Genomic DNA, 22,258 nt, shown 5'->3' on the forward strand with positions numbered 1-22,258 from the left:
CACTTCTTGCGCAGTTCCTGGACGCTCCCTGCACACCTCTTGCGCGAGCCGCTCGCCATCGGGTGAACTGACGTACCGTCAGATTCAGTGAACGGAAGGCCATGGGAGGCCCCATGCAGACGATCTGGCTGGGCGGAGCCGAGTGGCTCGCCGTTCTCCGGATAGGCCTCGGCCTGTGGTGGCTGGAGAGCTGGCGGCACAAGGACAAGAAGGGCTGGTTCGAGCGCGGTACGGGCATCGCCTGGGCCGCGGACGTCGCGGGCAAGCACCGCTGGGCGGCCGTACGCACCGGCTTCCGGCGGATCGTCGCCCCGCGCCCCAAGGTCATGGCCTACCTGGTCGTGTACGCCGAACTCGCCCTGGGGCTCGGCCTGGTCACCGGCTTCCTCACCCCCGTCGCGCTGGTCGCGGGGCTCCTCCTCAACCTTCTCTATCTGGTGCTGATGATCCACGACTGGGCCGAGCAGGGGCAGAACGCGATGATGGCGCTCATCTCGCTCGTCGCGCTGTTCGCGATGGCCTGGCAGACCTGGTCCCTCGACGAAGCGATCGGACTCTTCCTGTGACCGCGGCCGCCGTACGTTTCGATCTTCCCGAGCCCGACGCCTTCAGTCGCCCGTACTGGGAGGCAGCCGCCCGGGGGCAGTTGCTGCTGCGCCGCTGCCGCGCCTGCGCACGGGCACACCACTACCCGCGCGAGTTCTGCCCGCACTGCTGGAGCGAGGACGTCGGCTGGGAGCCGGCGAGCGGGGACGCCACGCTCTACACCTGGTCCGTCGTCCACCGCAACGACCTGCCGCCGTTCGGTGCCCGTGTCCCGTACGTCGCCGCCGTGGTCGATCTCGCCGAGGGGCCGCGGATGATGACGGAGATCGTGGGGTGCGAGGAGTCGCGTCTCGCCATCGGCATGGCGCTGCGGGTGGCCTTCCGGCGGGAGGAGGGGGAGGAGACCATTCCGGTCTTCCGTCCCGGCGACTGCTGAGCGCGTCCCGCCGGACACGAGCCGGGGTCCGGCCCGGGACATGTGCCGCGCCGGCGGTCCGCGTTCACCGGTGCTCCCGCAGCAGCGCAAGCCGTCGTTTGTACTCGTCGTCGTCGATCTCCCCGCGGGCGTACCGCTCGGCGAGCAGGTCCTCGGCCCGCTTGCTTCCCCATCCCGGCTCACCGGAGGAGGGGGGCCGTCCGGACTGGCGGTCTTGGCGGGCACCGGTGAGGTAGCGGACGAGCGCGACGATCCCGGCGATCACCAGCGCCCAGAACAGCACCATGAACGTGGCCATGAAGAACCAGCCGCCCCAGCCCCAGCCGCCGTGATACCAGATCATGACGATCACCTTCCGGGAGTATGTCCCTCCCCGTTTCCAGCATGCGTCGGGGGTGGCTTCGATGCGCAGGGGGATCCCGGTGCACCTTTGAGGGCCGAACGGCCCCCGTGTCCTCCTGGCAGTCGGCCCGCACCGTCGACCGCGTCGCCCCCTGCCCTTCATGGTCGGTGCAGGCGATGGCCGGCGCATGTTCAAGCATTTCCGGGAACATCGGGCGCATCCGTGGCCCGGGGCGTGGCCGGCGGTCGAGCCGGTTCACGTATCGTCTCCCGATATCGGAGTGCGTAACGTCTGCGGCTGCGCCGCCGAAGGAGTGGGCCATGAGCAAGCCGTCGACCGCCGCCGGGAGGCCGGACGAACTGCACCGTCGGCTCGGGGTGTCCGACGCCGTGCTGATCGGACTGGGGTCGATGATCGGCGCGGGGATCTTCGCCGCCCTCGCTCCCGCCGCGCGGTCGGCCGGATCCGGGCTGTTGATCGGCCTGGCGATCGCCGCCGCGGTCGCGTACTGCAACGCCACCTCTTCCGCCCGGCTCGCGGCCTGCTACCCGGCGTCGGGCGGCACCTACGTCTACGGCCGTGAACGGCTCGGAGACTTCTGGGGCTACCTGGCCGGGTGGGCCTTCGTGGTCGGCAAGACCGCCTCCTGCGCGGCCATGGCGCTCACCGTCGGCTCCTACGTGTGGCCGGATCAGGCCCATGCCGTGGCGGTGGCCGCGGTGGTGGCGGTGACCGCGGTGAACTACGCCGGGGTGCACAAGTCCGCGCTGCTCACCCGCGTCATCGTGGCCGTGGTCCTGGCGGTGCTCGCCGCCGTGGTGGTCGCCACCCTCACCTCCGGTGCTTCGGAGGCGGCCCGGCTGGACATCGGGTCGGACGCCACCGTCGGCGGGGTGCTCCAGGCGGCGGGCCTGCTGTTCTTCGCGTTCGCCGGGTACGCCCGTATCGCCACGCTCGGCGAGGAGGTCCGCGATCCGGCCCGCACCATTCCCCGGGCCATCCCGCTCGCCCTCGGTATCACTCTGGTCGTCTACGCCGTCGTCGCGGTTGCCGCCCTGACCGTCCTCGGCCCGAAGGGGCTGGCGGAGGCCGCGGCGCCGCTGTCGGAGGCGGTCCGGGCGGCGGGTGCCGGCCGGCTAACCCCGGTCGTGCGCGTCGGCGCCGCCGTGGCCGCGCTCGGCTCGCTGCTCGCGCTGGTCCTCGGTGTCTCCCGCACCACCCTGGCCATGGCGCGGGACCGCCACCTGCCGCACGCCCTGGCCGCCGTCCACCCGAGGTTCAAGGTGCCGCACCGGGCCGAGCTGATGGTGGGCGCCACGGTGGCGGTGCTGGCAGCGACGGCGGACGTGCGCGGGGCGATCGGTTTCTCGTCCTTCGGGGTGCTCGCCTACTACGCCGTCGCCAATGCCTCCGCCTGGACGCTGGCCGAGGACGAGGGACGGCCCAACCGGCTGATCCCCGCCGTCGGGCTGGCCGGCTGCCTGGTGCTGGCCTTCGCCCTGCCCCTCTCCTCGGTCGTCTCGGGGGCCGCGGTGCTGGCCTTCGGCGCCGCCGTCCACGGGGTCCGCCGCGCGGTGACCGCCCGCACCCCGTAACGCTCGACGGTGCCCGGCTGCTGCCGGGGCACCGGACCGTCGGCGAGCTACAGGGCCTCGTCGCCGAGGACTTCGCGGGCCAGCTCCCTCAGCGCCTTGCGGTCCTCGGCGAGGGCCTGTTTCCCGGCCTCGGTCGCCCGGTAGACGCGCCGGACCCGGCCGTCGACCACACGCTGCTCGGAGACCAGCAGCCCGTCCGTCTCCAGGCGGTGCAGCGTCGGGTACAGGGTGCCGGGGCTGATCCGGTAGCCGTGGCGGGCCAGTTCCCCGGTCATCCACGCGCCGTGGATCTCCTCCTCGGCCGCGTGGTGCAGGATGTGCAGCCGCACTGCGGCTCGCTGGAACTCCCGCACTCTGGCCCACCTCCGGCAGTGACGAAACCGATATCGGCACCCGATCCTAGCCGGGCATCGGACCTCGCCGTCGACAGCCGGCCGCGCCGGAACCGGTCGTGGGCAGAGCGCCGGTCCGTACCGGGCGAGCCGGTCGCGGATCGGTGCGGCTCAGGACTCGATGGCGCGCAGCTTGCGCCGTTCGCGGAAGTTCGGGTGGCGTACGACCACACCGCCCATGCCGCAGGAGCCGGTCAGCCGGAGGAGCGGGGCACCGGGGGTCCGCTCCTCGGTGGTCTTGTCCTTCAGGCCGCCGAGTCCCTGGTCCAGGCTGTCGGTGTGCGCGGTCCAGCCCTCCGGGATCACGATCTTCACCCCGCCCATCTCGCCGCGCACTTCCAGCGCGATCTCGCGCAGCCGGCACTCGGCGCGGGTGAAGTCGATCCGGACGCCGCCGATGCCGCCCTGGGCACGCATCACCGGGGGGACCTTCCAGACGCCCGAACGCGTCGCGCCGTGTATGCCGCCCTTGAGGACCAGCGGCTCACCGGTGGCCACCTCGATGGGGACCAGGTCCTCGGTGAGGGGGGCCAGTTCGGCATAGGTCTTGGCGGAGAGCGCCTGCCCGAGCCGGGTGTCCAGCTCGTCCATGTCGATACGGCCCTCGGCGGCCGCCTCGCGCAACTGCTCGACCACCGCCTCGCGATCGGCATCCGAAGCGCGCATACGGGCGGCGGAACGGGCGGGCTCAGCAGTCATGGAAGCGATGATACGGGCGGGGGAGTTCAGGGTCCCAGGGGTGGAGCCCCGACGGTGCGCACGAGGGATGCCGCCGCCGTCACAGCCCCGGCGCCCCCCACACCGGGAACCATCGGGCCAGGTCCTTCTCCATTCGCAGGTCGTCCCCGAGTACGGCCCTGATCTGCAGCTCCAGTTGGTTGTCCCGCCTCTCGCCGCCGCCGGACAGCGGGGCGAAGGGGTAGAACGTGCCGCGCTTGTAGAGGTAGACGATGGCCAGCGGACGGTTCCGCTCGTCCCGGAAGCCGACCAGTGAGCAGAGCAGGTGCGGGCCGAACCCGCCGTCCTGGAGCAGGGTGTTGACCGCGTGCAGGTCGTTGACCAGGGTGGCGGTGTCGTCGGCCGGGCGGCGGGAGAGCAGCCAGGTGTAGCCGTACGCGTCCTGGCTGAACTCCACCGGGAGGCCGCCGCGGCCGGTGTCGGCGTCGAGCAGTTCGCGCACGTCCTGCTGGAGTCGCGCGAAGGCGCCGCCCTCGACGCCCGCGAAACAGACCGAGCCGAGACCGGTCGGCGTGAAGCCCGCGCCCGCCTGGAGGGTGAGGGCGGCGGAGGGTATGGCGAAGAGCTCGTCGAGGTCGGGACGGACCGGCTTGCTGCGGCCGAGGATGGTGTCGAGAAGACCCATGGGCGTTCCTTCGGGCTTTCCTTGCGGACGGGCGGACGTTCCTGTGGGCGTCCCTGCGGCGTTCCTCACGGACGGGCGAGTTCGGCGGAGATGCGGGCCAGCTGGTCCAGGCGCTTTTCGAGGGTCGGGTGGGAGGAGAGCAGCCGGCTCAGGCTCTCCTTGGAGGAGAACGCGGGGACGAAGTAGAAGGCGTTGTACGGCTCCGCCTTGCGCAGGTCCTCGGTCGGGATGCGGGCCATCTGGCCGGTCACCTTGGTCAGGGCGGAGGCGAGCGCGGAGGGGCGGCCGGTGAGCAGGGCGGCGGCGCGGTCGGCGGAGAGCTCACGGTAGCGGGAGAGCAGCCGGGTCAGCAGGAAGCTCAGCGCGTACACGACCGCGCTGACCAGCGGGATCAGCATGATCGCGATGCCCACCGGGTCGTTGGCGCGGCTGTTGCGGGAGAGCCCGCCCCACAGGGCGACCCGGGTGATGATGCCGGCGAGCACGCCGAGGAACGAGGCGATCGTCATGACGGCGACGTCGCGGTGCGCGACATGCGACATCTCGTGCGCGAGCACCCCCTCCAGCTCCGAGGGCTCCAGCCTGCGCAGGAGTCCGGTGGTGGCGCAGACGAGAGAGGTCTTCTCGCTGCGGCCGGTCGCGAAGGCGTTCGGCACATCGCTCCGGGCGATGGCCACGCGCGGTTTCGGCATATCGGCAAGAGCGCAGATCCGGTCGATGGCGCCGTGCAGTTCCGGTGCCTCCTCCGGAGTGACCTCACGGGCTCCCATGCTGAACGCCGCGATGCGGTCGCTGAACCAGAACTGTGCGATGAACATGCCGCCCACGAAGATCAGAATGATCGGCCAGGCGCCGCGCAGCACGGCGAGCAGTACGCCGACCAGGACCACGTAGAGCAGGCCGATCAGGAACATGGTGCCGACCATGCGTGTGGTCAGTCCGCTGTCCGTGGCGTAACGGGAACGGGAACGCGCGCCGGCGCGGGTGCGGGAACGGGTTCGGCTCATTTTCGCCTCCAGTCACCCTGATGCTTTCCATCTTGCCCCTTTCACAAGGAACGCGGAGGCAACCGGGTGGCTCGAAATGCCCGCCCGGCCCGGCGGGCGGAAAATGGATCTTCCCGAGGAGATTTGGCCGAACAACACCTGGACCCATTAGGTGCCCGAGGCATCTAGTGGGCGGAGATCGGTAGGACTCCCCCATCTCTTTGCGAGGTCCGCCATGGCAGACGCCGAGACCGTCTCCTTTCCGCAGAACCGCACCTGTCCCTACCACCCCCCGACGGGATATCGCGAGCACCGGGGGCAGCGGCCCGTGTCTCCCGCCGAGCTCTTCGACGGCCGCACGGTGTGGCTGGTGACCGGGCACGCCGAGGCGCGTTCGCTCCTGGTGGACCAGCGGCTCTCGTCCGACCGGGAGAACCCCGCGTTCCCGTTCATCGCCGAGCGGCTGGCCGCGAGCAGCCTGCGCCGCGTCGAACTGCTCGGTGTCGACGACCCGGAGCACAACGCCCAGCGCCGGATGCTGATCCCCAGCTTCACGGTCAAGCGGACGACCGCGCTCCGGCCGCAGATCCACAAAACCGTGGACCGGCTGCTCGACGCGATGGCCGAGCAGGGCCCGCCGGCCGATCTGGTCGGCGCCTTCGCCCTGCCCGTACCGTCCATGGTCATCTGCGTCCTGCTCGGGGTGCCCTACGAGGACCACGAGTTCTTCGAGGCGCAGTCGCGCAAGCTGCTCCGCGGTCCGGCGGCCGCGGATGTCGAGGCGGCGCGGGACGAGCTGGACGACTACTTCCGCGTGCTGATCGAGCAGAAGCGGGCCGCCCCGGGCGAAGGGCTGCTGGACGAGCTCATCGTTAAGCAGCTGGAGACCGGGGGAGTGGACCACGACGAGCTGGTGCGGCTGGCCCAGATCCTGCTCGTCGCCGGGCACGAGACGACCGCGAACATGATCTCGCTCGGTACGTTCACACTGCTCCAGCATCCCGGTCAGCTGGCCCGGATGCGTGAGTCCGAGGGCCTGATGGGCTCGGCGGTCGAGGAACTGCTCCGCTTCCTGTCCATCGCCGACGGAATCTCCCGGGTGGCCGTCGAGGACATCGAAGTGGGCGGGGTGACCATCCGTGCGGGGGACGGCGTCATCCTGACCACGTCGGTGATCAACCGGGACGAGACCGTATATCCGTCACCGGACGAGCTGGACCTCGGCCGGAATGCGCGCAATCACGTCGCTTTCGGGTTCGGAATTCATCAGTGCCTGGGCCAGAACCTGGCCCGGGCCGAACTGGAGATCGCGCTGCCGGCGCTTTTCGACCGCTTTCCCGGTCTGCGGCTCGCGATACCCGCCGAAGAAGTCCCGTTCAAACCCGGTGACACCATCCAGGGGCTGCTCGAACTCCCCGTGACCTGGTGATCGGAACATGGTGATCGGAATGCGACCGGAAGGCTCTGCCGGAATGCGGATCGGTATCGACAAGGAGCGGTGCATCGGCGCGGGCCAGTGCGCGCTCACCGCGCCGAAGGTGTTCATGCAGGACGACGACGGGTTCAGCGAACTGCTGCCCGGCTACGAGGAGGCGCTCGACGGCGCCACGGTGAAGGAGGCCGTCCGGGTCTGCCCGGTGCAGGCGATCACCGTCGGCTGACGGGCCGTCCCGGGCCGTGCCCGTACGGCGGGTGCCGTGCGGGCACGGGCGGGCGTGGCCGCGGGCCGGGCGGCTGCGTCGGGGCCGGAGGCCTGCGGCCGGCTCCACGGCCAGAGGAGTCACGGCCAGAGGAGTTCCCGCGACCAGGCCGCGTCCTGCCTGCGGTAGCGCAGCCGTACGTGTCTGCGCGCCGCGTCGCCCTGGAAGAACTCGACCTCCCGCGCCTCGACCACGTACCGGGTCCAGCTCGCGACCTCCGCGTCCGGTTCGTTCCGCGCCCGTTCCCAGGCGGCGTCGGCGGTGCGGACCAGTTCCTCCCGGGAGCCCAGCACCTCGCTCTGCGAGCCGGTCAGCGCCGAGGCGAGCGCGCCGGTCGAGCGGGCGTGCAGATCGGCCAGGCTCTCCTCGGGTGCGCACGCGGTCACCGGACCCCGCACCCGCACCTGCCTGCCCTGCGCAGGCCAGTAGAAGCCGAGCGCCGCGTACGGCCGGGCGGCGAGCTGGCGGCCCTTCGTGCTGGTGCGGTGGGTGGCGAAGTGCCAGCCGCGCTCGTCCGCGTCGTGCAGCATCAGCGTCCGTACATCGGGGTGCCCCTCGGCGTCCGCGGTGGCCAGCGACATGGTGTGCGGTTCCGCCTGCCCGGCGGCCACCGCCTCGGCGAACCAGCGGTGGAAGAGGGCGAGCGGGGCCGGCGGCGCGGCGGCCGGATCGAAGCCGGGAAGCTCCACGTCCCAGACACGCTGGGCGTGGAGCAGGTCCAGGAAGCTCTGGTGTGCGTCGGTCATGCCCCCATTGCAGCGCATGCCCGGCACGGGGCGGGCGAGGCGATCGCTGCAGCGCAGCGGGACACACAGGGCCCCACGCGCAACGCGGCCGGCTTCAAGGGGCTGGCGGGGGCTCTCACCGTCGTCCCGGCCGGTTCACGGAGCCCGCCCCTCACCCCCGCCCCAGCACCACTGTGCCCGACGAGCAGAACCAGCCGCCCGTCCCCGATGCCACCGCCAGTTCCGGGAGCCGGCCGCCGGCCTTGCGCACCTGGCGTTCGCCTGCCTCGCCGCGCAGTTGGCGTACCGCCTCCACCAGCAGGAACAGCCCGCGCATCCCGGGGTGGCAGGCGGACAGACCGCCGCCGTCGGTGTTCACCGGCAGCTCCCCGGTGAGCCCGGTCCGGCCCTTCTCCACGAACGCGCCGCCCTCGCCCTTCGCGCAGAATCCCAGGTCCTCCAGCGTCACCAGCGTCATGTAGGTGAACGCGTCGTAGAGCTCGGCGAGATCGATGTCGGCGGGCCGCACCCCGGCCCGCTCGAACGCCAGCCGGCCCGAGACCGCCGCGGGGGAGACCGTGAAGTCGTCCCACTCGGACATGGTGGAGTGCGAGACGTGCTCGCCCGTGCCGAGGATCCACACCGGTGCCTTCGCCGTGTCCGCCACGCACTCCTCGGCGGCCAGCAGCACCGCGCAGCCGCCGTCGCTGCGGATGCAGCAGTGCAGTTTGGTGAACGGGTCCGCGATCATCGGCCCCGACAGCACCTCGTCCACCGTGACCGGGTTCCGGAACATCGCGTCCGGGTTGGCCGCCGCGTTCGCCCGCGCCTGGACCGCGACCTCGGCGAGCTGCTCCAGGGTCGTCCCGTACTCGTGCATGTGGCGGCGGGCGGCCATCGCGTACTTGGCGATCAGCGAGTGCCCGTACGGCACCTCGAACTGGAGCGGGCCGCGCGCCCCGAAGGAGAGGTTGGAGGTCCGGCGGCCCGCCTTGATGTCCGCGCGCGCCGTCGACCCGTACACCAGCAGCACGGCATTGGCGTGCCCCGCCGCGATGGCGTCCGCCGCGTGGGCCGCCATCACCTCCCAGGTGGAACCGCCGACCGCGGTGGAGTCCACCCAGGCCGGCTTCAGGCCCAGGTACTCGGCGACCTCGACCGGGGCGAGCGTGCCGAGTCCGGCGGAGGCGAAACCGTCGACGACGGACCGGTCCAGCCCCGAGTCGGCCAGCGCCCGACGGGCGGCCTGGGCGTGCAGGGCGTACGGCGTGGCCGTCTCGACGCGTCCGCAGTCGGCGAGGGATATGCCGACGACAGCGACCTTGCGGTGGGAAGAAGGCATGAATCTGACGGTACATCAGATAGGTGGGCGGGGGGACCGTCGGTGAGGCAGGGATCTTCCGGACCCCTTCCGTGCGCGGCTCTGGGCATCCCGGGGATTCGGCCCTAACATGACGCACCGTCAGATCAGGGGCTTCCGGCCCCTGAGGGGAAGGAGTCCGACGATGGATGCCGCCTTCACCGCGGAACAGGACGAGATCCGCCGCACCTTGCGCGAACTGCTGGCCGCGTGCTGCGCACCCGACGACGTCCGGAGCGCCGTGCGCACCGCCGGCGGGTACGACCCTGAGCTGTGGCGGCGCCTCGCCCAGGACCTCGGGCTGCCCGGACTCGCCCTCCCGCAGGAGTACGGAGGCGTCGGCTGCGGCCTCACCGAGCTCGCCGTCGCCTGCGAGGAGACCGGCCGCGCCCTGCTGCCCTCGCCCCTGATCGCCACCGCCGCGCTCGCCTCGCCCCTGATCGCCGCGCTCGGCACCGACGCCCAGCGCACCGCCCTGCTGCCGCGCATCGCGGCCGGGGGGCTGACCGCGACCCTGGCCGTCCCCGGCGGCGCGCTCGCCACCGCCCTGGGCCTCACCGCCGACCCCGCCGACGGCGCCTGGGCGGGCGGCGGCCGGGCGGGCGGCATGCAGGCCAGGCCGGTCACCGGGGCGGCGGGGTGGCGGCTGTACGGGGAGGCCGCGCAGGTCCTCGACGGGCACAGCGCCGGACTCCTCCTGGTCGCGGCCCACGCCGGGGGCTTCCCGCGCAGCCGTACGCTCCTCTTCCTGGTCCGTCCGGACACGGCGGCCGGAGTCGTCCGCGCCCGGCGCACCTCGCTGGACGAGACCCGCCCGCTGGCACGGATCGAACTCCGCGACACCGAGGCCGAACTCCTCGGCGCGGACGACGCCGCGGACGTCACCGGCGCACTCGCGGCAGCCGGGCCCCCGGCTGCCGCGCTGCTCGCTGCCCAGGCGGTGGGGGCGGCGGCGAGCGTGCTGGAGCGGACGGTCGAATACGTCGGCACGCGCGAGCAGTTCGGCCGGCCGATCGGCTCCTTCCAGGCCGTGAAGCACCGCCTGGCGGATCTGTACGTACAGGTGCAGGCGGCCCGCTCCGCGGCGTACTACGCGGCCTGGGACCCGGCCACCGCCGGGGGACTCGCCCTCGCCCAGGCCCTGGAGGCGCTCCGGACCACCACCGCCGAGGCCGTCCAGCTGCACGGCGGGCTCGGCTTCACCTGGGAGCACGAGGCGCATCTGTACTTCAAGCGGGCCGCGGCGGACGAACTGCTCTTCGGCCCCGTCCACCGGCTCCGCGACCACGCGGCACAGCGGGCCGGGCTGTTCGCCAGGCCGGCGACGGGGCCGGCCGCGCCGGGATCGGCCGAACGGGTGGCGGTCTGATGGCGCCCGGTGTCCGGCTGATGCAGAAGGTCTCCTCCACCCGCGCGTTCGCGAGGATCGCCCCGCATCTGGTCCCCGCCATGGACCGTACGGTGCACCGGCTCACGCGCGGCAAGGTGCTGCTCAGCGCCCGGATGCTGCCGGGGCTGATCCTGACGGTGCCGGGGGCGAGGAGCGGGCAGCTCAGAACCACTCCGCTGGCCTGCATGCCGGAGGAGGGGGCGGAGCGGAGCTGGGTACTGGTCGGCAGCAACTTCGGCCGTACGGGGCACCCGGCCTGGACCGCGAATCTGCTCGCCGGTCCCGACAAGGCGGTCGTCAACTGGCGGGGCCGGGACATTCCGGTGCACGCCACGCTGCTGGAGGGTGCCGAGCGGGACGAGGTGTGGCGGGCGGCGCTGAAGTTCTGGCCGCCGTACGCGACTTACCAGGAGCGGGTCGACCGGGAGATCCGGCTCTTCAGACTGCGTGGACGCGGTGGCTCCTGAACGCGGGGATTCCTGTGCGTGGCGGTTCCTGAACGGGCGGCGCCTGTATGCGGCGGCGTCTGCGCCTGCCGGTTCCTGTACGCGGTGGCGCCTGTGGGTGGCGGGCCCTGACACGGTCCGGGTGCACCGACGGCGGACCACATGCGTGGCCCGCCGTCGGTGAGACAGGACCTGGGGCGCCCGGGACGGCCACGCGATACCCGTGGGGGAGGGGCCGTCGGCGCCGGTGCTATCTCGTCGGCTTCCTGCCGGTGATGCCCAGATGCACCAACAGGGCGAGGTTCGGCTTGAGTTCGGCCTGTTTCACGCCCCAGGTCGTAAAGCCCTTCTGGTGCGAGGCGACGGCGGCCAGCATCGCGACCAGCGAGCCCGCCATGGCCGCGGCGCTCACCTCCTTGTCGACCTTGCCCTTGGCCTGGAGCTCCTTCACCGAATCGGTGAGGGAGTTGGTGACCGAGTTCAGGATCTTCATGCGGATCTTGTAGAACCGCTTGTCGCCCTCGGCCGCGCCGAGGTCGACCACGCGCAGGATCGCGTCGTGGTGCCGCCAGAAGTCGAGGAATCCCTCGACGAGTTCTTCGGCCGTCTGCCAGCCGGCCTTGCCGACCCAGGAGCGGCCGGCGACCAGTTCGGTCAACCCGGCGCCCTCCTTGGCCATTTCCTCGGCGATTTCGAGGACGGCGCCCTCGACGTCGGGGAAGTACTGGTAGAAGGTCGCGGGTGAAGTCCCCGCCTTCCGGGCGACGTCGATGACTTTGACGTCCCGGTACGGTGAGGAGCTGAGCATCTCGCTGAGGCAGTCGAGCAGCTTCTGCCGCGTCGCCTGTCCGCGTCGACCGGCCACGCGGCCGTCGACGGTGCGCACTTGTCCTGTCATGCCGTCAGCTTACCGAGGGGTGATCGGAGCGCGATTCGGCCGACTGCAAATGGGGATCAGCGCAGACGCGGTGGGGGGAGTGGCCGGATTTCGCCGTATGCACACCGGGATCGAACCACGGAGCGATAAGTCTTATCAACAGCCTGTGGATAACTTCCGTGGATAACTTTCCGTGATGCCGTGAGCATGGAAGTCTTCCGTCGGAGTCTGTCGAAAATTCGTTCGATGTGGAGGGGTCGGGGCGCAATGTACGCGACCCGCGGTTACGTTTGCTGTGACGAGCGTCACTGCCACGCATCGCGAGCGACGCGTGATCACGGAAGGACCCGGGCCCATGGCCGCATTCGCGCGATCCGCGCCGTGCTGGGTGGATGCGCAGCTTCCCGACCTGGAAGCGGGCAAGCGCTTCTACGGTGAGCTGTTCGGCTGGACCTTCCGGGCCGGTGAGGGGCCGTACGCGGACGCCTGCAGCGGCGGGAAGCTCGTCGCCGCGCTCGCCGCCAAGCAGGACGGCCGGATGCCCACCGCATGGGGGATCTACTTCGCCACCGACGACATCGTCGCGACCGTCGCCCGGATCAGGGAGGCGGGCGGCCAGGTGATCACCGAACCGGTGCGGGCCGGCCGGGCCGGAGCCCTCGCCCAGGTGGCCGACCCCGGAGGAGCGGTCTTCGGGCTCTGGCAGGCCGGTGACCGCGAGGGCTTCCAGAAGCAGAACGAACCCGGCTCCTTCTGCTGGACCGAGGTCCACACCCGCGAGAAGGACCGGGTGGACGCCTTCTACGAGCAGGTCTTCGGCTTCCAGGCCACCGATCTCTCCCCGGACACCGAACAGGACACCGATGCCGACGACTCCGCTGCGGCCGGGTCCGCTCCCGCCTACCGGATGTGGTCCCCGGCGGGCACCGAGCCCGGACCGGACACCGCGGTCTGCGGCCGCAGCGTCATCACCGACGCCTTCCCGGCGGAGATGCCCAGCCATTTCCTCAGCTACTTCGCCGTCGAGGACTGCAACAGCGCGGCAGGGAACGCGGTACGCCTCGGCGGCCGGATCTCCGCGCCGCCCTTCGACATGCCGTACGGGCGGATCGCGGTCCTCCAGGACGATCAGGGCGCCGTCTTCGCCGTACTTCAGCCCCCTGTGTCCGAGAAGGGGGCAGAGTGAGCTGTGACACCCCGATCCGCCCCCGGGTTCGCAACCAGGGCCTCAGCCAGGAAGAATCGGGGTGCGCACCGCCGGGTGGTGCCCAGTGGTGAGACGCCGCACAGGGCGGGTTTTCGCGGGCTTCTGTTCCTGAGGCCCGTACGGGGAGGTGGCAGGGCAAGTGGTGGAGCAGCTGACGCAGCACGACCCGAGGCGGATCGGCCCGTTCGAGGTGCTGGGACGGCTCGGTGCCGGCGGCATGGGGCTGGTCTATCTCGCCCGCTCGGCTTCGGGCCGGCGCGTGGCGATCAAGACGGTCCGTACGGAGCTCGCCGAGGACCAGCTGTTCCGGGTCCGCTTCACGCGCGAGGTGGAGGCCGCCCGCGCCGTCAGCGGCTTCTACACGGCCGCGGTGGTGGACGCCGACCCGCGCGCCGCCGTGCCGTGGCTGGCCACCGCCTATGTGCCGGCCCCCTCGCTGGAAGAGATAGTGAGTGAGTGCGGGCCCATGCCGGTGCAGGCGGTGCGCTGGCTGGCCGCCGGTATCGCCGAGGCGCTCCAGTCGATCCACGGAGCGGGGCTCGTCCACCGCGACATGAAGCCGTCGAACGTGCTCGTCGTCGAGGACGGCCCCCGGGTGATCGACTTCGGGATCGCGTCCGGGGTCTCCAACACCCGGCTGACCATGACGAACGTCGCCGTGGGCACACCCGCCTACATGTCGCCCGAACAGGCCAGGGACTCGCGCAGCGTCACCGGTGCCAGCGACATCTTCTCGCTCGGCTCCACCCTCGTCTTCGCCGCCACCGGCCATGCGCCCTTCCACGGCGCCAACCCTGTCGAGACGGTCTTCATGCTGCTGCGCGAGGGCCCCGACCTGGAGGGTCTGCCCGGCGAACTGCGGCCGCTGATCGAGTCCTGCATGCAGATGGACGCCGGTCTGCGGCCCACCCCCGCCGACCTCCAGGCCCAGCTCGCCCCGCACCTCTTCGCCTCCGGCGGCGACGACAGCGGTACGGCCTCCGCGTGGCTGCCGACCTCCGCCACCGCGATGATCGAGCAGCGCCGCGGCGGCCGGAAGACCTCCGCGCCCGCCCCGGTGCCGCCGCCGCCCCCGCAGCCGCCGGGCGCCGACCGGGACACCGCCTGGCGCAGCGGCGGCGATCTGCGCTCCTCGGCCGCCGGCCCGCAGTCCGGCTCGGCTCATGCGCCCGACGCGGGCGGTCCGGTGCGGCTGCCCGGCGCGAAGGTGCCGATCGGCCCCGGCCCGCGCGCCCAGGACGTACGGGCCACCGCCACGGCCATGGCGGACGCCGGACCCGCGACCGGCTGGGTGCGCCCGCCCGCCGGGGTGAACGGCTCCGCCACGGCCGCCCCCGCGCCCGTACCCGCCCCCGCGCATCCGCCGGAGCCCCCGCCGCCCGGCCCGGACCGCTGGCGGCCCTGGCGGTTCCGGATGTCCAACGACGTCTGGGGGACGCCCGTGGTCGCCGGGGACCTCCTCTACGTCACGTCGTTCGAGGTGCACGCCCTGGACGTCGGCAACGGGCGCCGCCAGTTCAAGACCCGGGACGTGGCCTGGGTGATGGCCGTCGAGGGCGGCCGTATCCACGCCTCCGACGGGCCGTCCCTGTACGCCCTGGACGCGGCGACCGGCGCAGAGCGGTGGCGGCTCCAGACGGACGCCTGGGTCTACTCCCTCAAGACCGACCGCGGCACCGTCGTCACCGGCACCCGGGGCGGCGGCGTCCAGGCCTGGGAGGCGTCCACGGGCGAGAAGCTGTGGGAGAGCGGCGGCGTACAGACCGACTTCGAGACGGCGGAGGCCGGACCCGCGATCCACGACGGCACGGTCTACCTCTGGCAGGACGCCCGGCTGCGCGCCCTCGACGCCCGTACCGGCATCGAGCGCTGGTCGTACCCCATCGGCGACGCGGCCTCCTGCGGCGGTGTGCCGGTCCGGGTGACCCCGGCCCCGGACGGCTTCGTCTACGTCGGCGCCGGGGCCCGGGTCCTGGCGGTGGACAACGTGTCCGGCCATGTGCGCTGGCACTTCGAGTCGCCCGCCGTCTTCCTCTCCCCGCCCGCGTTCGTGCCCGGCCCCGCCGTCACGGGCGGCGGTGTGTACCTCGCCGACTACCTCGGCACGGTGTACGCGATCGACGCCTCGACCGGCAAGGACCGCTGGCGCATCGCCACGGAGGCCCGCCAGTCGATCGAACCGGTCCTGGTGACGGGCGGGAACGTCCATGTCGGCAGCGGCAGCGCGCTGTACACGCTGGACGCGGTCACCGGCACCCCGAAGTGGCGGTTCGCGGCGGGCGGCGAGGTGGTGGGCGCACCGGTGGTCGCCGACGGCCGGGTCCACTTCGGCTCCGCCGACCATGTTCTGTACACCCTGGACGCGGCGGGCGGCCAGCTCCGCTGGAAGCTGGCGACGGGCGGCGAGATCACGGGGTCGCCGGTGGCGCAGGGCGGTGTCGTGTACGCGTGCAGCAAGGACCGCTGCGTGTACGCGCTGGACGCGCTGAAGGGCACGGGCACGGGCGGCCGGGCCAGGGCGTAGGCCGGTCGGGCCGTCCGGGGCGACGCCGAGCCCGTCCCGCGCCCCGGGGCAGAACCCCCGGCGCGGAGGGCCTCAGCGGTGCGGGCGCCCGTCCGCGTCCGGGCCCTCGTCCGGCACGACGGGGAGCTGGGCCGTCTCCTGGTCGTCCGGGTTCGAGCCCGCCGCGGGGTGCGGCGCGGGGTGCGGTGCGGCCCCTGACCCCGACTCCCGCCCCGGCCCCGACGCCGCGTCCGGGGGGCGGGCCGCCGGATCCGGCCCCGTGTACAGCTCCGGCTCGGGCTCCGGCAGCGTGCTCGTCTGCACGGACGGCCCCGGCTCCTGCGTGGGCGGCCAGGTGTCCGGGTGCTCCGAGCCGGGAGCCGCGTACGGCCGATCGCGCGCCCCGCGAGCGGCCCGCCGCCCGGACATCACCGCCGCACCCATCAGCAGCAGCACGCCGCCCGCGGCCGCCTCGGCCACTCCCCACCGCAGCCCGGAACCATCGCCCGCGACCGTCAGACTCCCCGTCGCCTGCCCCTGGCGCACCATCCACAGCACGGTGAACCCGAGCACCACCACACCCGCGGCCGCCACCAGCAGCCGCGACCGCAGCACCACACCGACCACCGTCAGCAGGGCGGCGAAGAGGAACGCGAGCAGGATCGAATCCAGCAGACCGGGCCGGCCGACGGTGATGCCGGTGAACAGCTCCTCGATCCGGTAGTGGCGCCCGAGACGACCGTCGTACCAGTCACGGAAGGGGCTCAGCACGGCGGCCGCCGCTCCGGCGAGAGCGAGCACCGAGCCCAGGACGTTGCGGATCATCATCGGCCTCCTGCGCGTGCGCGGACCGGCGTCACAGCTCTGCACCGCTCTCGGCTCGACGCTACGCCCGGCCCCTGGCGCCCGCACCTTGCGCTAGCGTGACGCACGGTCGTTCGACAACTGCAGAAACGGACAACAACACAAGGGGGGCTGCATCGATGATGCGGCAGCACATAAAGCTTTCCGCGGTACTGGTCGTGGTGGTACTCGCCCTCACCGGCTTCTCCACCTCCAGCCACGGCGGCCGCAGTGGCAAGAGCAAGGGGTCGGGCAGCAGCGGCGGCGGCTGCTCCAACTCCAAGAAGAGCAACGGCAGTTACCACGGCAGCGACTACGACGACGATGACTACGACTACGACTCGTCGGGCAGCTCCTCCGACGGCACCGTCTACGGCACGCCGACCCCGACCCTGACCGACACCGCGTCCGACGAGCCCGAGGCGTATGTCTCCCGCTGCGTCCAGCCCCGCAAGGGCAAGCGCAAGGCCGTCACCACCTCCACCGTCAGGCTCACCGCCGCCCCCGGTGCCACCGGCTCCCACACCTACAAGGTCGACGTGGCCTTCCTCGACGCGTTCGGCCACACCGTCGACACCGGTGACGCGACCGTGGACGCCGAGGGCGGCGAGACCAAGACCGTCTCCGTGCGGATGGACAACCCGCGCAAGGTCTCCAAGGTGAAGAACTGCCGTGTGGACGCCGAGCTGAGCGACTGAGCCACCGGCCGGCCCGTCAGCGCGTCCGGAACCCGCCCGCGCCCCGCCCCCGGAACAGCCCGGCCTGCCGCTCCGGCGGCAGATTGCCGAGTGCGATCAGGTGCGGGGCGTGGGCCATGGCCTGCGCCCTGGCCGCCTCCCGCGCGGACCACACCGCCCGCACCGTCCCCTGCACCGCCTCCGTCGGGTACGAGGCGATCACGCCCGCCGCCCGCAGCGCGGCGTCCACCGCGCCGCCCGGCGCCGTCACCTCGCTGACCAGCCCGGTCTCGTACGCGCGGCGGGCCGAGACCCGCTCGGCCGTCCCCATCAGCGACATCCGGGCCACCTCGCCGAACGGCATCCGCTGCGCCATGGCGATCGCCTCGTACGCGCTGACCATGCCGTACGTCGTGTGCGGATCGAAGAACGTCGCCTCCTCGGACGCGATCACGAACTCCGCCTCGCCCAGCAGATAGAACGCCCCGCCGCAGGCCATCCCCTCCACGGCCGCGATCACCGGCTTCCACAGGTCGTTCGCCTTCGGCCCGATCGCGAGCAGCGGATCGTCGATCGTGTACGGGGACGAGGGCTGCGGCACATCCGCGCCCCGGTCGATCCCGGTGCAGAAGGCCCGGCCGCCCGCACCGGTGAGGACCACGGCCCGCACCCCGTCGTCGAAGCGGAACGCCCGCCAGGCGGCGGCCAGTTCCGCGGCCGTGGCCAGATCGATCGCGTTGAGCTTCCCGGGCCGGTCCAGGGTGACGAGCGCGACCCCGGTCTCCTTGTCCGTCTCCGTGCGCAGCGCCATCGCCCTCACCGCTCCAGCAGCCAGCGCACCAGGGTCACGCCCGGACCGGCCGGACAGAACACCGCCCGCACCGGCGCACCGATCCGCAGCCGCCCGGGATCGACCGAGTCCAGCGGGGCGTTTGGACCGCTCACCACATTCCCCACCAGCCGGATCTGCGGCGCGTCCGCGAGCTCGACCACGACGGCGTTGTACGGGGCCTGCGCGGCGTACGCGGGCAGCAGCGGCGGATGCGGCCGTACGTAGGACCAGATGCGGCCGCGTCCGCTCATCGGCCGCCACTCGCTCTCGAAGGACTGGCAGTGCGGGCAGCACGGCCGGGGCGGGAAGCGGAGCCGCCCGCACTCCCGGGCGGCGCACGCCTGGACGCGGAGTTCGCCGCGGGCCGCGTACTGCCAGAAGGGGGCGCCGTCCTCGTCCACGACGGGCAGCAGCAGGGCATCCATCCCGGTCAACTCCCTCAACCCCTCAGCAGTACGGCGGATGTGGGAACGCCCTCGCCGGCGGTGACCAGGCACGTCCCGGCGTCCGGGACCTGGGCGGTGGAGACACCGCGCAGCTGCTTGACGCCCTCGTTGATCAGGTTGAAGCCGTGCACGTACGCCTCGCTGAGCCCGCCGCCCCCGGTGTTGATGGGCAGCCGCCCGCCGCTCTCCAGCGCCCCGCCCTCGGTGAACGCGGCGCCCTCGCCGCGCCCGCAGAAGCCGTAGCCCTCCAGGGAGAGCGGGATGAGGGGGGTGAACGCGTCGTAGATCTGGGCCACATCGACATCGTCCGGGCCGAAGTCGGCCTGCTTCCACAGCTGCCGGGCGGCCGTCCAGGCGGGGCCGCTGAGCGGGTCGTCGTTCCAGTAGTTGACCATCCCGTGGTGCTGGGCGGGCAGCCCCTGGGCGACGGAGTGGATGTAGACGGGCTTCTGCCGGCAGTCCCGGGCCCGCTCGGCGGAGACGACGACGCAGGCCAGCGCCCCGTCCGTCTCCAGGCAGTTGTCGAAGAGGCAGAGCGGCTCGCTGATCCAGCGCGAGGTCATATACATGTCGCGGGTCAGCGGCCGTTCGTACATCACCGCGTCCGGGTTCTGGTTGGCGCGGTTGCGGCAGGCGAGGGCGACGTTGAAGAGGTGGTCGCGGGTCGCGCCGTACTCGTGCATGTACCGCCGGGCCAGCATCCCGATCTCGTCGGCCGGCCGCAGCAGCCCGTAGGGGCGGGTCCACTGGGCGGGGGTGGGCAGCTGCACGGCGGTGTTCTTCCAGGGCCGGGGCCCCGACCCCCGCTTCCGCGACCGCCAGGCGACCCCGACGCTCGCCTGCCCGGTCGCCACGGCGGCGGCCAGATGCGCGATCGTCGCACAGGAGCCGCCGCCGCCGTACCCCACCTTGCTGAAGAAGGTGACATCGCCCGCCCCGACGGCCTTGGCGACCTCGACCTCGTCGGTCTCCTCCATCGTGTACGAGGCGAACGCGTCCACCTCCGACGCGGCGATGCCCGCGTCGTCGAGCGCCGCGACGATGGCCCGGCAGGCCAAGGTCTTCTCGGACTCCGGCAGTTGTTTCGCGAAGGCCGTCTGCCCTATGCCGGCTATCGCCGTCGCGTCCTTGAGCGCCGTCACCGCCACCTCCCAGGCCGTCATGACTGCTGACAGCGGCTGAGGCTACAGCTAATCTGACGGATAGTCAGCTACTGCGTCAGGGAGGCGAACGATGCGCGGCGACGAGGAGTGGGGCAGCATCCCGAAGCTGGTCCGGGCGGCGGCGCGGCGGTACGGGGACCGGGAGGCGGTCGTCGAGGGCCGCACCCGGATCTCGTACGCCGAACTCGGCGACCGTGTGGAGCGGGCCGCCGCCGCGTGCATGGCCTCGGGCGTCGAGCCGGGGGACCGGGTCGCGGTCTGGGCCCCGAACACCCTGGACTGGATCGTCTCCGCGCTGGGGGCGGTCACGGCCGGCGCGGTCCTCGTCCCCCTCAACACCCGCTTCAAGGGCACCGAAGCGGCGTACATCCTGCAACGCAGCCGGGCGAAACTCCTCTTCGTCACAGGCACCTTCCTCGGCGCCTCGTACGTGGCGTCGCTGCGCCGGGCGCAGGCCGAACTCCCCTGCCTGGAGCAGGTGGTGGTGCTGGCGGACACCGCCCCCGACGACTACGTCACCTGGAAGGACTTCCTGGCGGCGGGGGAGGGGGTGCCCGGCGAGGCGGTACGGTCCCGGGCCGACGCGATCGCCCCCTCGGCCCCCTCCGACATCATCTACACCTCGGGCACCACGGGTCGGCCCAAGGGCGCGGTCATCACCCACGCCCAGACCCTGCGCTGCTACGCGATCTGGAGCGAGCTGGCGGATCTGCGCGAGGGCGACCGCTATCTGATCGTGAACCCGTTCTTCCACACCTTCGGCTACAAGGCGGGCATCATCGCCTGCCTGATGCGGGGCGCGACGATGGTCCCGCAACCGGTCTTCAACGTGGACACGGTCCTGGCCAACATCGCGGCCGAACGCATCTCGGTGCTGCCCGGCCCGCCCACCCTCCACCAGTCCCTCCTGGACCACCCGGCGCGCTCCGCCCACGACCTGTCCGCCCTCCGCCTGGTGGTGACGGGTGCGGCGGTGGTCCCGCTGAAACTGGTGGAACGCCTGCGCACCGAGCTCCACATCGTCACCGTCCTCACCGCGTACGGCCTCTCCGAGGCGAGCGGCATCGTCACGATGTGCCGCCGCGGCGACCCCGCCGAGACGGTCGCCTCGACGTCCGGCCGGGCGATCCCGGACACCGAGATCCGCGTCCTGGCCGACCCCGGCATGCCCGGCGAGATCCTGGTCCGCGGCTTCCACGTGATGCAGGGCTACTTCGAGGACCCGGAGACCACGGCCGCCGCGATCGATCCCGAAGGCTGGCTCCGCACCGGCGACGTGGGCGTCCTCGACGAGGCGGGCAACCTGCGGATCACCGACCGGATCAAGGACATGTTCATCGTCGGCGGCTTCAACGCGTACCCCGCCGAGATAGAGCAGCTCCTGGGCCTGCACCCGGACGTGGCCGACGTCGCGGTGATCGGCATCCCCGACACCCGCCTCGGCGAGGTGGGCAAGGCGTACGCGGTGCGCCGGCCGGGCGCGACGGTGACGGCCGACGACCTGATCGCCTGGTCCCGCCGCGAGATGGCCAACTACAAGGTCCCCAGGGCGGTGGAGTTCGTGACCGAACTGCCGCGCAACGCGAGCGGCAAGGTGGTCAAGGGGGAGCTGCGGGGGCGGGCGGGGCTTGACGGCTCACGGTGAGCCGGGGCTCCGGACCGGCAACCCCAGGCCCTGCGCGGATTCGACGAGGCGCTTGTCGTACGCCACGAACGCGGTGAGCGCCTGCCCCAGCCCCTGTGCTGCGGCCAGGTGCAGGGCATCCAGGGAACGGAGCCGGTTGCCGGGGGACAGGCTGCCGGCGCGGTCGAAGAGCAGCGGCGGCATGCGGATGAGGGCGCTCTCGTCGAGCCAGCCTTCGGCCTCGGCGGCTACGTCGGGGTCCGCGCCGACAGCGTGCAACGCACGCCGCACCTCGGTCCGCGTGAGGTCGCAGGTCAGGGTGATGGGGGATCCCTGGGTGGACAGCCATGCCTTGAGTGCCTCGGTTTCGGCCTCCGCCTTGAAGAGCTTGAGCGCCGCAGAGGTGTCGAGATAGATGAATCGCATCAGCGGCCTTCCTCCTCGTCCTCCCGGAGCCTGTCCAGAGCCTGGCTGAGGGGGGTGTCGCCGGGAGCGGTGGGCGCCGTCCGGATGCGTGCCGTCTGCGCGGCCGTCCGCGCGCGCGCAAGCTCCGGAAGGTCGATCAGTCCGTCGGCCACAGCCTGATTGACCGCCTCCTCGACGGGGTCCGGGGGCACTATCCGGGCGACGGTCCGGCCGTGCCGGGTCACGGTGAAGGTTTCCCCGTGCTCCAGCCGCACGAGGACGGCAGCGGCGTTCCGCTGAAGATCGCGGACGGTGATTCTGGTGTCGTGGTGCTCCTCGCTGTCCATGTCGTACATGGTACGAGGGTGTGCGACATCGCGCCATCACGTGCGTCAATGC

At 72.2% G+C, this 22,258-nt stretch carries 25 protein-coding genes; 11 read left to right on the plus strand and 14 right to left on the minus strand.

What is annotated here, in order from left to right; genetic code table 11:
• Positions 1-113: 113 nt before the first annotated feature.
• Together IE107_RS26300 and IE107_RS26305 are read left to right on the plus strand one after the other, a co-directional pair.
• Positions 114-566, plus strand: a complete 453-nt coding sequence (locus IE107_RS26300) for a DoxX family protein (protein WP_189546817.1) — start codon at positions 114-116, stop codon at positions 564-566.
• Entirely contained in the window at positions 563-982 is a 420-nt protein-coding gene (locus IE107_RS26305; protein ID WP_189546818.1) for a Zn-ribbon domain-containing OB-fold protein, read from the plus strand. The genes IE107_RS26300 and IE107_RS26305 overlap by 4 nt, the downstream gene beginning before the upstream one ends.
• Before the next feature lie 64 nt (positions 983-1,046).
• Here IE107_RS26305 and IE107_RS26310 read toward each other — a convergent pair whose 3' ends face one another.
• Entirely contained in the window at positions 1,047-1,325 is a 279-nt protein-coding gene (locus IE107_RS26310; RefSeq protein WP_189546819.1) for an SHOCT domain-containing protein, read from the minus strand.
• A 320-nt stretch (positions 1,326-1,645) separates the two neighbouring features.
• On the opposite strand from IE107_RS26310, the gene IE107_RS26315 reads away from it, so the two are divergent.
• Positions 1,646-2,920, plus strand: a complete 1,275-nt coding sequence (locus tag IE107_RS26315) for an APC family permease (protein ID WP_189546820.1) — start codon at positions 1,646-1,648, stop codon at positions 2,918-2,920.
• Between the two features lie 47 nt (positions 2,921-2,967).
• Here IE107_RS26315 and IE107_RS26320 read toward each other — a convergent pair whose 3' ends face one another.
• The 4 genes from IE107_RS26320 to htpX form a co-directional block, all read right to left on the minus strand.
• Positions 2,968-3,273, minus strand: a complete 306-nt coding sequence (locus IE107_RS26320) for an Rv3488 family transcriptional regulator (protein WP_189546821.1) — start codon at positions 3,271-3,273, stop codon at positions 2,968-2,970.
• 150 nt (positions 3,274-3,423) lie between these two features.
• Positions 3,424-4,011, minus strand: coding sequence for a DUF1707 SHOCT-like domain-containing protein (locus tag IE107_RS26325; RefSeq protein ID WP_189546822.1), 588 nt, complete (start codon positions 4,009-4,011; stop codon positions 3,424-3,426).
• A 79-nt stretch (positions 4,012-4,090) separates the two neighbouring features.
• On the minus strand, positions 4,091-4,675 hold the full coding sequence (gene pspAB, locus IE107_RS26330; protein ID WP_189546823.1) for a PspA-associated protein PspAB: 585 nt from the start codon (positions 4,673-4,675) through the stop codon (positions 4,091-4,093).
• A gap of 65 nt (positions 4,676-4,740) precedes the next feature.
• The gene (gene htpX, locus IE107_RS26335; RefSeq protein WP_189546824.1) at positions 4,741-5,682 is read right to left on the minus strand and encodes a zinc metalloprotease HtpX; all 942 of its coding nucleotides are present in this window, start codon (positions 5,680-5,682) and stop codon (positions 4,741-4,743) included.
• Positions 5,683-5,896: 214 nt separating this feature from the next.
• Between htpX and IE107_RS26340 the strand changes: the two genes are divergently transcribed.
• Both IE107_RS26340 and IE107_RS26345 read left to right on the plus strand, forming a co-directional pair.
• Positions 5,897-7,090: a cytochrome P450 gene (locus IE107_RS26340; protein WP_189546825.1), complete on the plus strand. Its 1,194-nt coding sequence runs from the start codon at positions 5,897-5,899 to the stop codon at positions 7,088-7,090.
• A 43-nt stretch (positions 7,091-7,133) separates the two neighbouring features.
• Entirely contained in the window at positions 7,134-7,322 is a 189-nt protein-coding gene (locus tag IE107_RS26345) for a ferredoxin (RefSeq protein ID WP_189546826.1), read from the plus strand.
• 119 nt (positions 7,323-7,441) lie between these two features.
• On the opposite strand, the gene IE107_RS26350 is transcribed toward IE107_RS26345, so the two are convergent.
• Together IE107_RS26350 and IE107_RS26355 are read right to left on the minus strand one after the other, a co-directional pair.
• Entirely contained in the window at positions 7,442-8,107 is a 666-nt protein-coding gene (locus IE107_RS26350) for a pyridoxine/pyridoxamine 5'-phosphate oxidase (protein WP_189546827.1), read from the minus strand.
• Positions 8,108-8,258: 151 nt separating this feature from the next.
• The gene (locus IE107_RS26355; RefSeq protein ID WP_189546828.1) at positions 8,259-9,428 is read right to left on the minus strand and encodes a thiolase C-terminal domain-containing protein; all 1,170 of its coding nucleotides are present in this window, start codon (positions 9,426-9,428) and stop codon (positions 8,259-8,261) included.
• A 163-nt stretch (positions 9,429-9,591) separates the two neighbouring features.
• Here IE107_RS26355 and IE107_RS26360 point away from each other — a divergent pair, with 163 nt between their 5' ends.
• Together IE107_RS26360 and IE107_RS26365 are read left to right on the plus strand one after the other, a co-directional pair.
• Positions 9,592-10,815, plus strand: a complete 1,224-nt coding sequence (locus IE107_RS26360) for an acyl-CoA dehydrogenase family protein (protein ID WP_189546829.1) — start codon at positions 9,592-9,594, stop codon at positions 10,813-10,815.
• The gene (locus IE107_RS26365) at positions 10,815-11,303 is read left to right on the plus strand and encodes a nitroreductase family deazaflavin-dependent oxidoreductase (protein ID WP_189546830.1); all 489 of its coding nucleotides are present in this window, start codon (positions 10,815-10,817) and stop codon (positions 11,301-11,303) included. The genes IE107_RS26360 and IE107_RS26365 overlap by 1 nt, the downstream gene beginning before the upstream one ends.
• A 229-nt stretch (positions 11,304-11,532) precedes the next feature.
• Here the strand turns inward: IE107_RS26365 and IE107_RS26370 are convergent, their stop codons facing one another.
• On the minus strand, positions 11,533-12,180 hold the full coding sequence (locus tag IE107_RS26370) for a TetR family transcriptional regulator (protein ID WP_072485663.1): 648 nt from the start codon (positions 12,178-12,180) through the stop codon (positions 11,533-11,535).
• A 334-nt stretch (positions 12,181-12,514) separates the two neighbouring features.
• On the opposite strand from IE107_RS26370, the gene IE107_RS26375 reads away from it, so the two are divergent.
• Positions 12,515-13,345 carry a VOC family protein gene (locus tag IE107_RS26375; RefSeq protein WP_189546831.1) on the plus strand — a complete coding sequence of 277 codons (831 nt, stop codon included), beginning with the start codon at positions 12,515-12,517 and terminating at the stop codon, positions 13,343-13,345.
• 160 nt (positions 13,346-13,505) lie between these two features.
• Entirely contained in the window at positions 13,506-15,890 is a 2,385-nt protein-coding gene (gene afsK, locus IE107_RS26380) for a protein serine/threonine kinase AfsK (protein ID WP_189546832.1), read from the plus strand.
• Positions 15,891-15,962: 72 nt separating this feature from the next.
• Here afsK and IE107_RS26385 read toward each other — a convergent pair whose 3' ends face one another.
• Positions 15,963-16,694, minus strand: a complete 732-nt coding sequence (locus IE107_RS26385) for a hypothetical protein (protein ID WP_229867257.1) — start codon at positions 16,692-16,694, stop codon at positions 15,963-15,965.
• A gap of 158 nt (positions 16,695-16,852) precedes the next feature.
• On the opposite strand from IE107_RS26385, the gene IE107_RS26390 reads away from it, so the two are divergent.
• The gene (locus tag IE107_RS26390) at positions 16,853-17,410 is read left to right on the plus strand and encodes a hypothetical protein (protein ID WP_189546833.1); all 558 of its coding nucleotides are present in this window, start codon (positions 16,853-16,855) and stop codon (positions 17,408-17,410) included.
• A 16-nt stretch (positions 17,411-17,426) separates the two neighbouring features.
• On the opposite strand, the gene IE107_RS26395 is transcribed toward IE107_RS26390, so the two are convergent.
• Genes IE107_RS26395 through IE107_RS26405 form a run of 3 tightly spaced genes read right to left on the minus strand, consistent with a single transcriptional unit; the run spans position 17,427 to position 19,809 of the window.
• Complete coding sequence (locus tag IE107_RS26395) at positions 17,427-18,200, minus strand: enoyl-CoA hydratase/isomerase family protein (RefSeq protein ID WP_189546834.1); 774 nt, start codon at positions 18,198-18,200, stop codon at positions 17,427-17,429.
• A 5-nt stretch (positions 18,201-18,205) separates the two neighbouring features.
• Positions 18,206-18,646 (minus strand): Zn-ribbon domain-containing OB-fold protein, encoded by a 441-nt coding sequence (locus IE107_RS26400; RefSeq protein WP_189546835.1) that lies wholly within the window; start codon positions 18,644-18,646, stop codon positions 18,206-18,208.
• A 14-nt stretch (positions 18,647-18,660) separates the two neighbouring features.
• The gene (locus IE107_RS26405; protein ID WP_189546917.1) at positions 18,661-19,809 is read right to left on the minus strand and encodes a lipid-transfer protein; all 1,149 of its coding nucleotides are present in this window, start codon (positions 19,807-19,809) and stop codon (positions 18,661-18,663) included.
• Positions 19,810-19,900: 91 nt separating this feature from the next.
• Between IE107_RS26405 and IE107_RS26410 the strand changes: the two genes are divergently transcribed.
• Entirely contained in the window at positions 19,901-21,475 is a 1,575-nt protein-coding gene (locus tag IE107_RS26410; RefSeq protein WP_189546836.1) for a FadD3 family acyl-CoA ligase, read from the plus strand.
• Here IE107_RS26410 and IE107_RS26415 read toward each other — a convergent pair.
• On the minus strand, positions 21,467-21,880 hold the full coding sequence (locus tag IE107_RS26415; protein ID WP_189546837.1) for a type II toxin-antitoxin system VapC family toxin: 414 nt from the start codon (positions 21,878-21,880) through the stop codon (positions 21,467-21,469). The two genes, IE107_RS26410 and IE107_RS26415, sit on opposite strands and share 9 nt — an antisense overlap.
• Positions 21,880-22,206 (minus strand): type II toxin-antitoxin system Phd/YefM family antitoxin, encoded by a 327-nt coding sequence (locus IE107_RS26420; protein ID WP_189546838.1) that lies wholly within the window; start codon positions 22,204-22,206, stop codon positions 21,880-21,882. Before IE107_RS26420 ends, IE107_RS26415 begins: the two co-directional genes overlap by 1 nt.
• Between the last annotated feature and the right edge of the window lie 52 nt (positions 22,207-22,258).

Origin of the sequence: Streptomyces gelaticus (assembly GCF_014649535.1) — a bacterium.
Taxonomy (GTDB): domain Bacteria; phylum Actinomycetota; class Actinomycetes; order Streptomycetales; family Streptomycetaceae; genus Streptomyces; species Streptomyces gelaticus.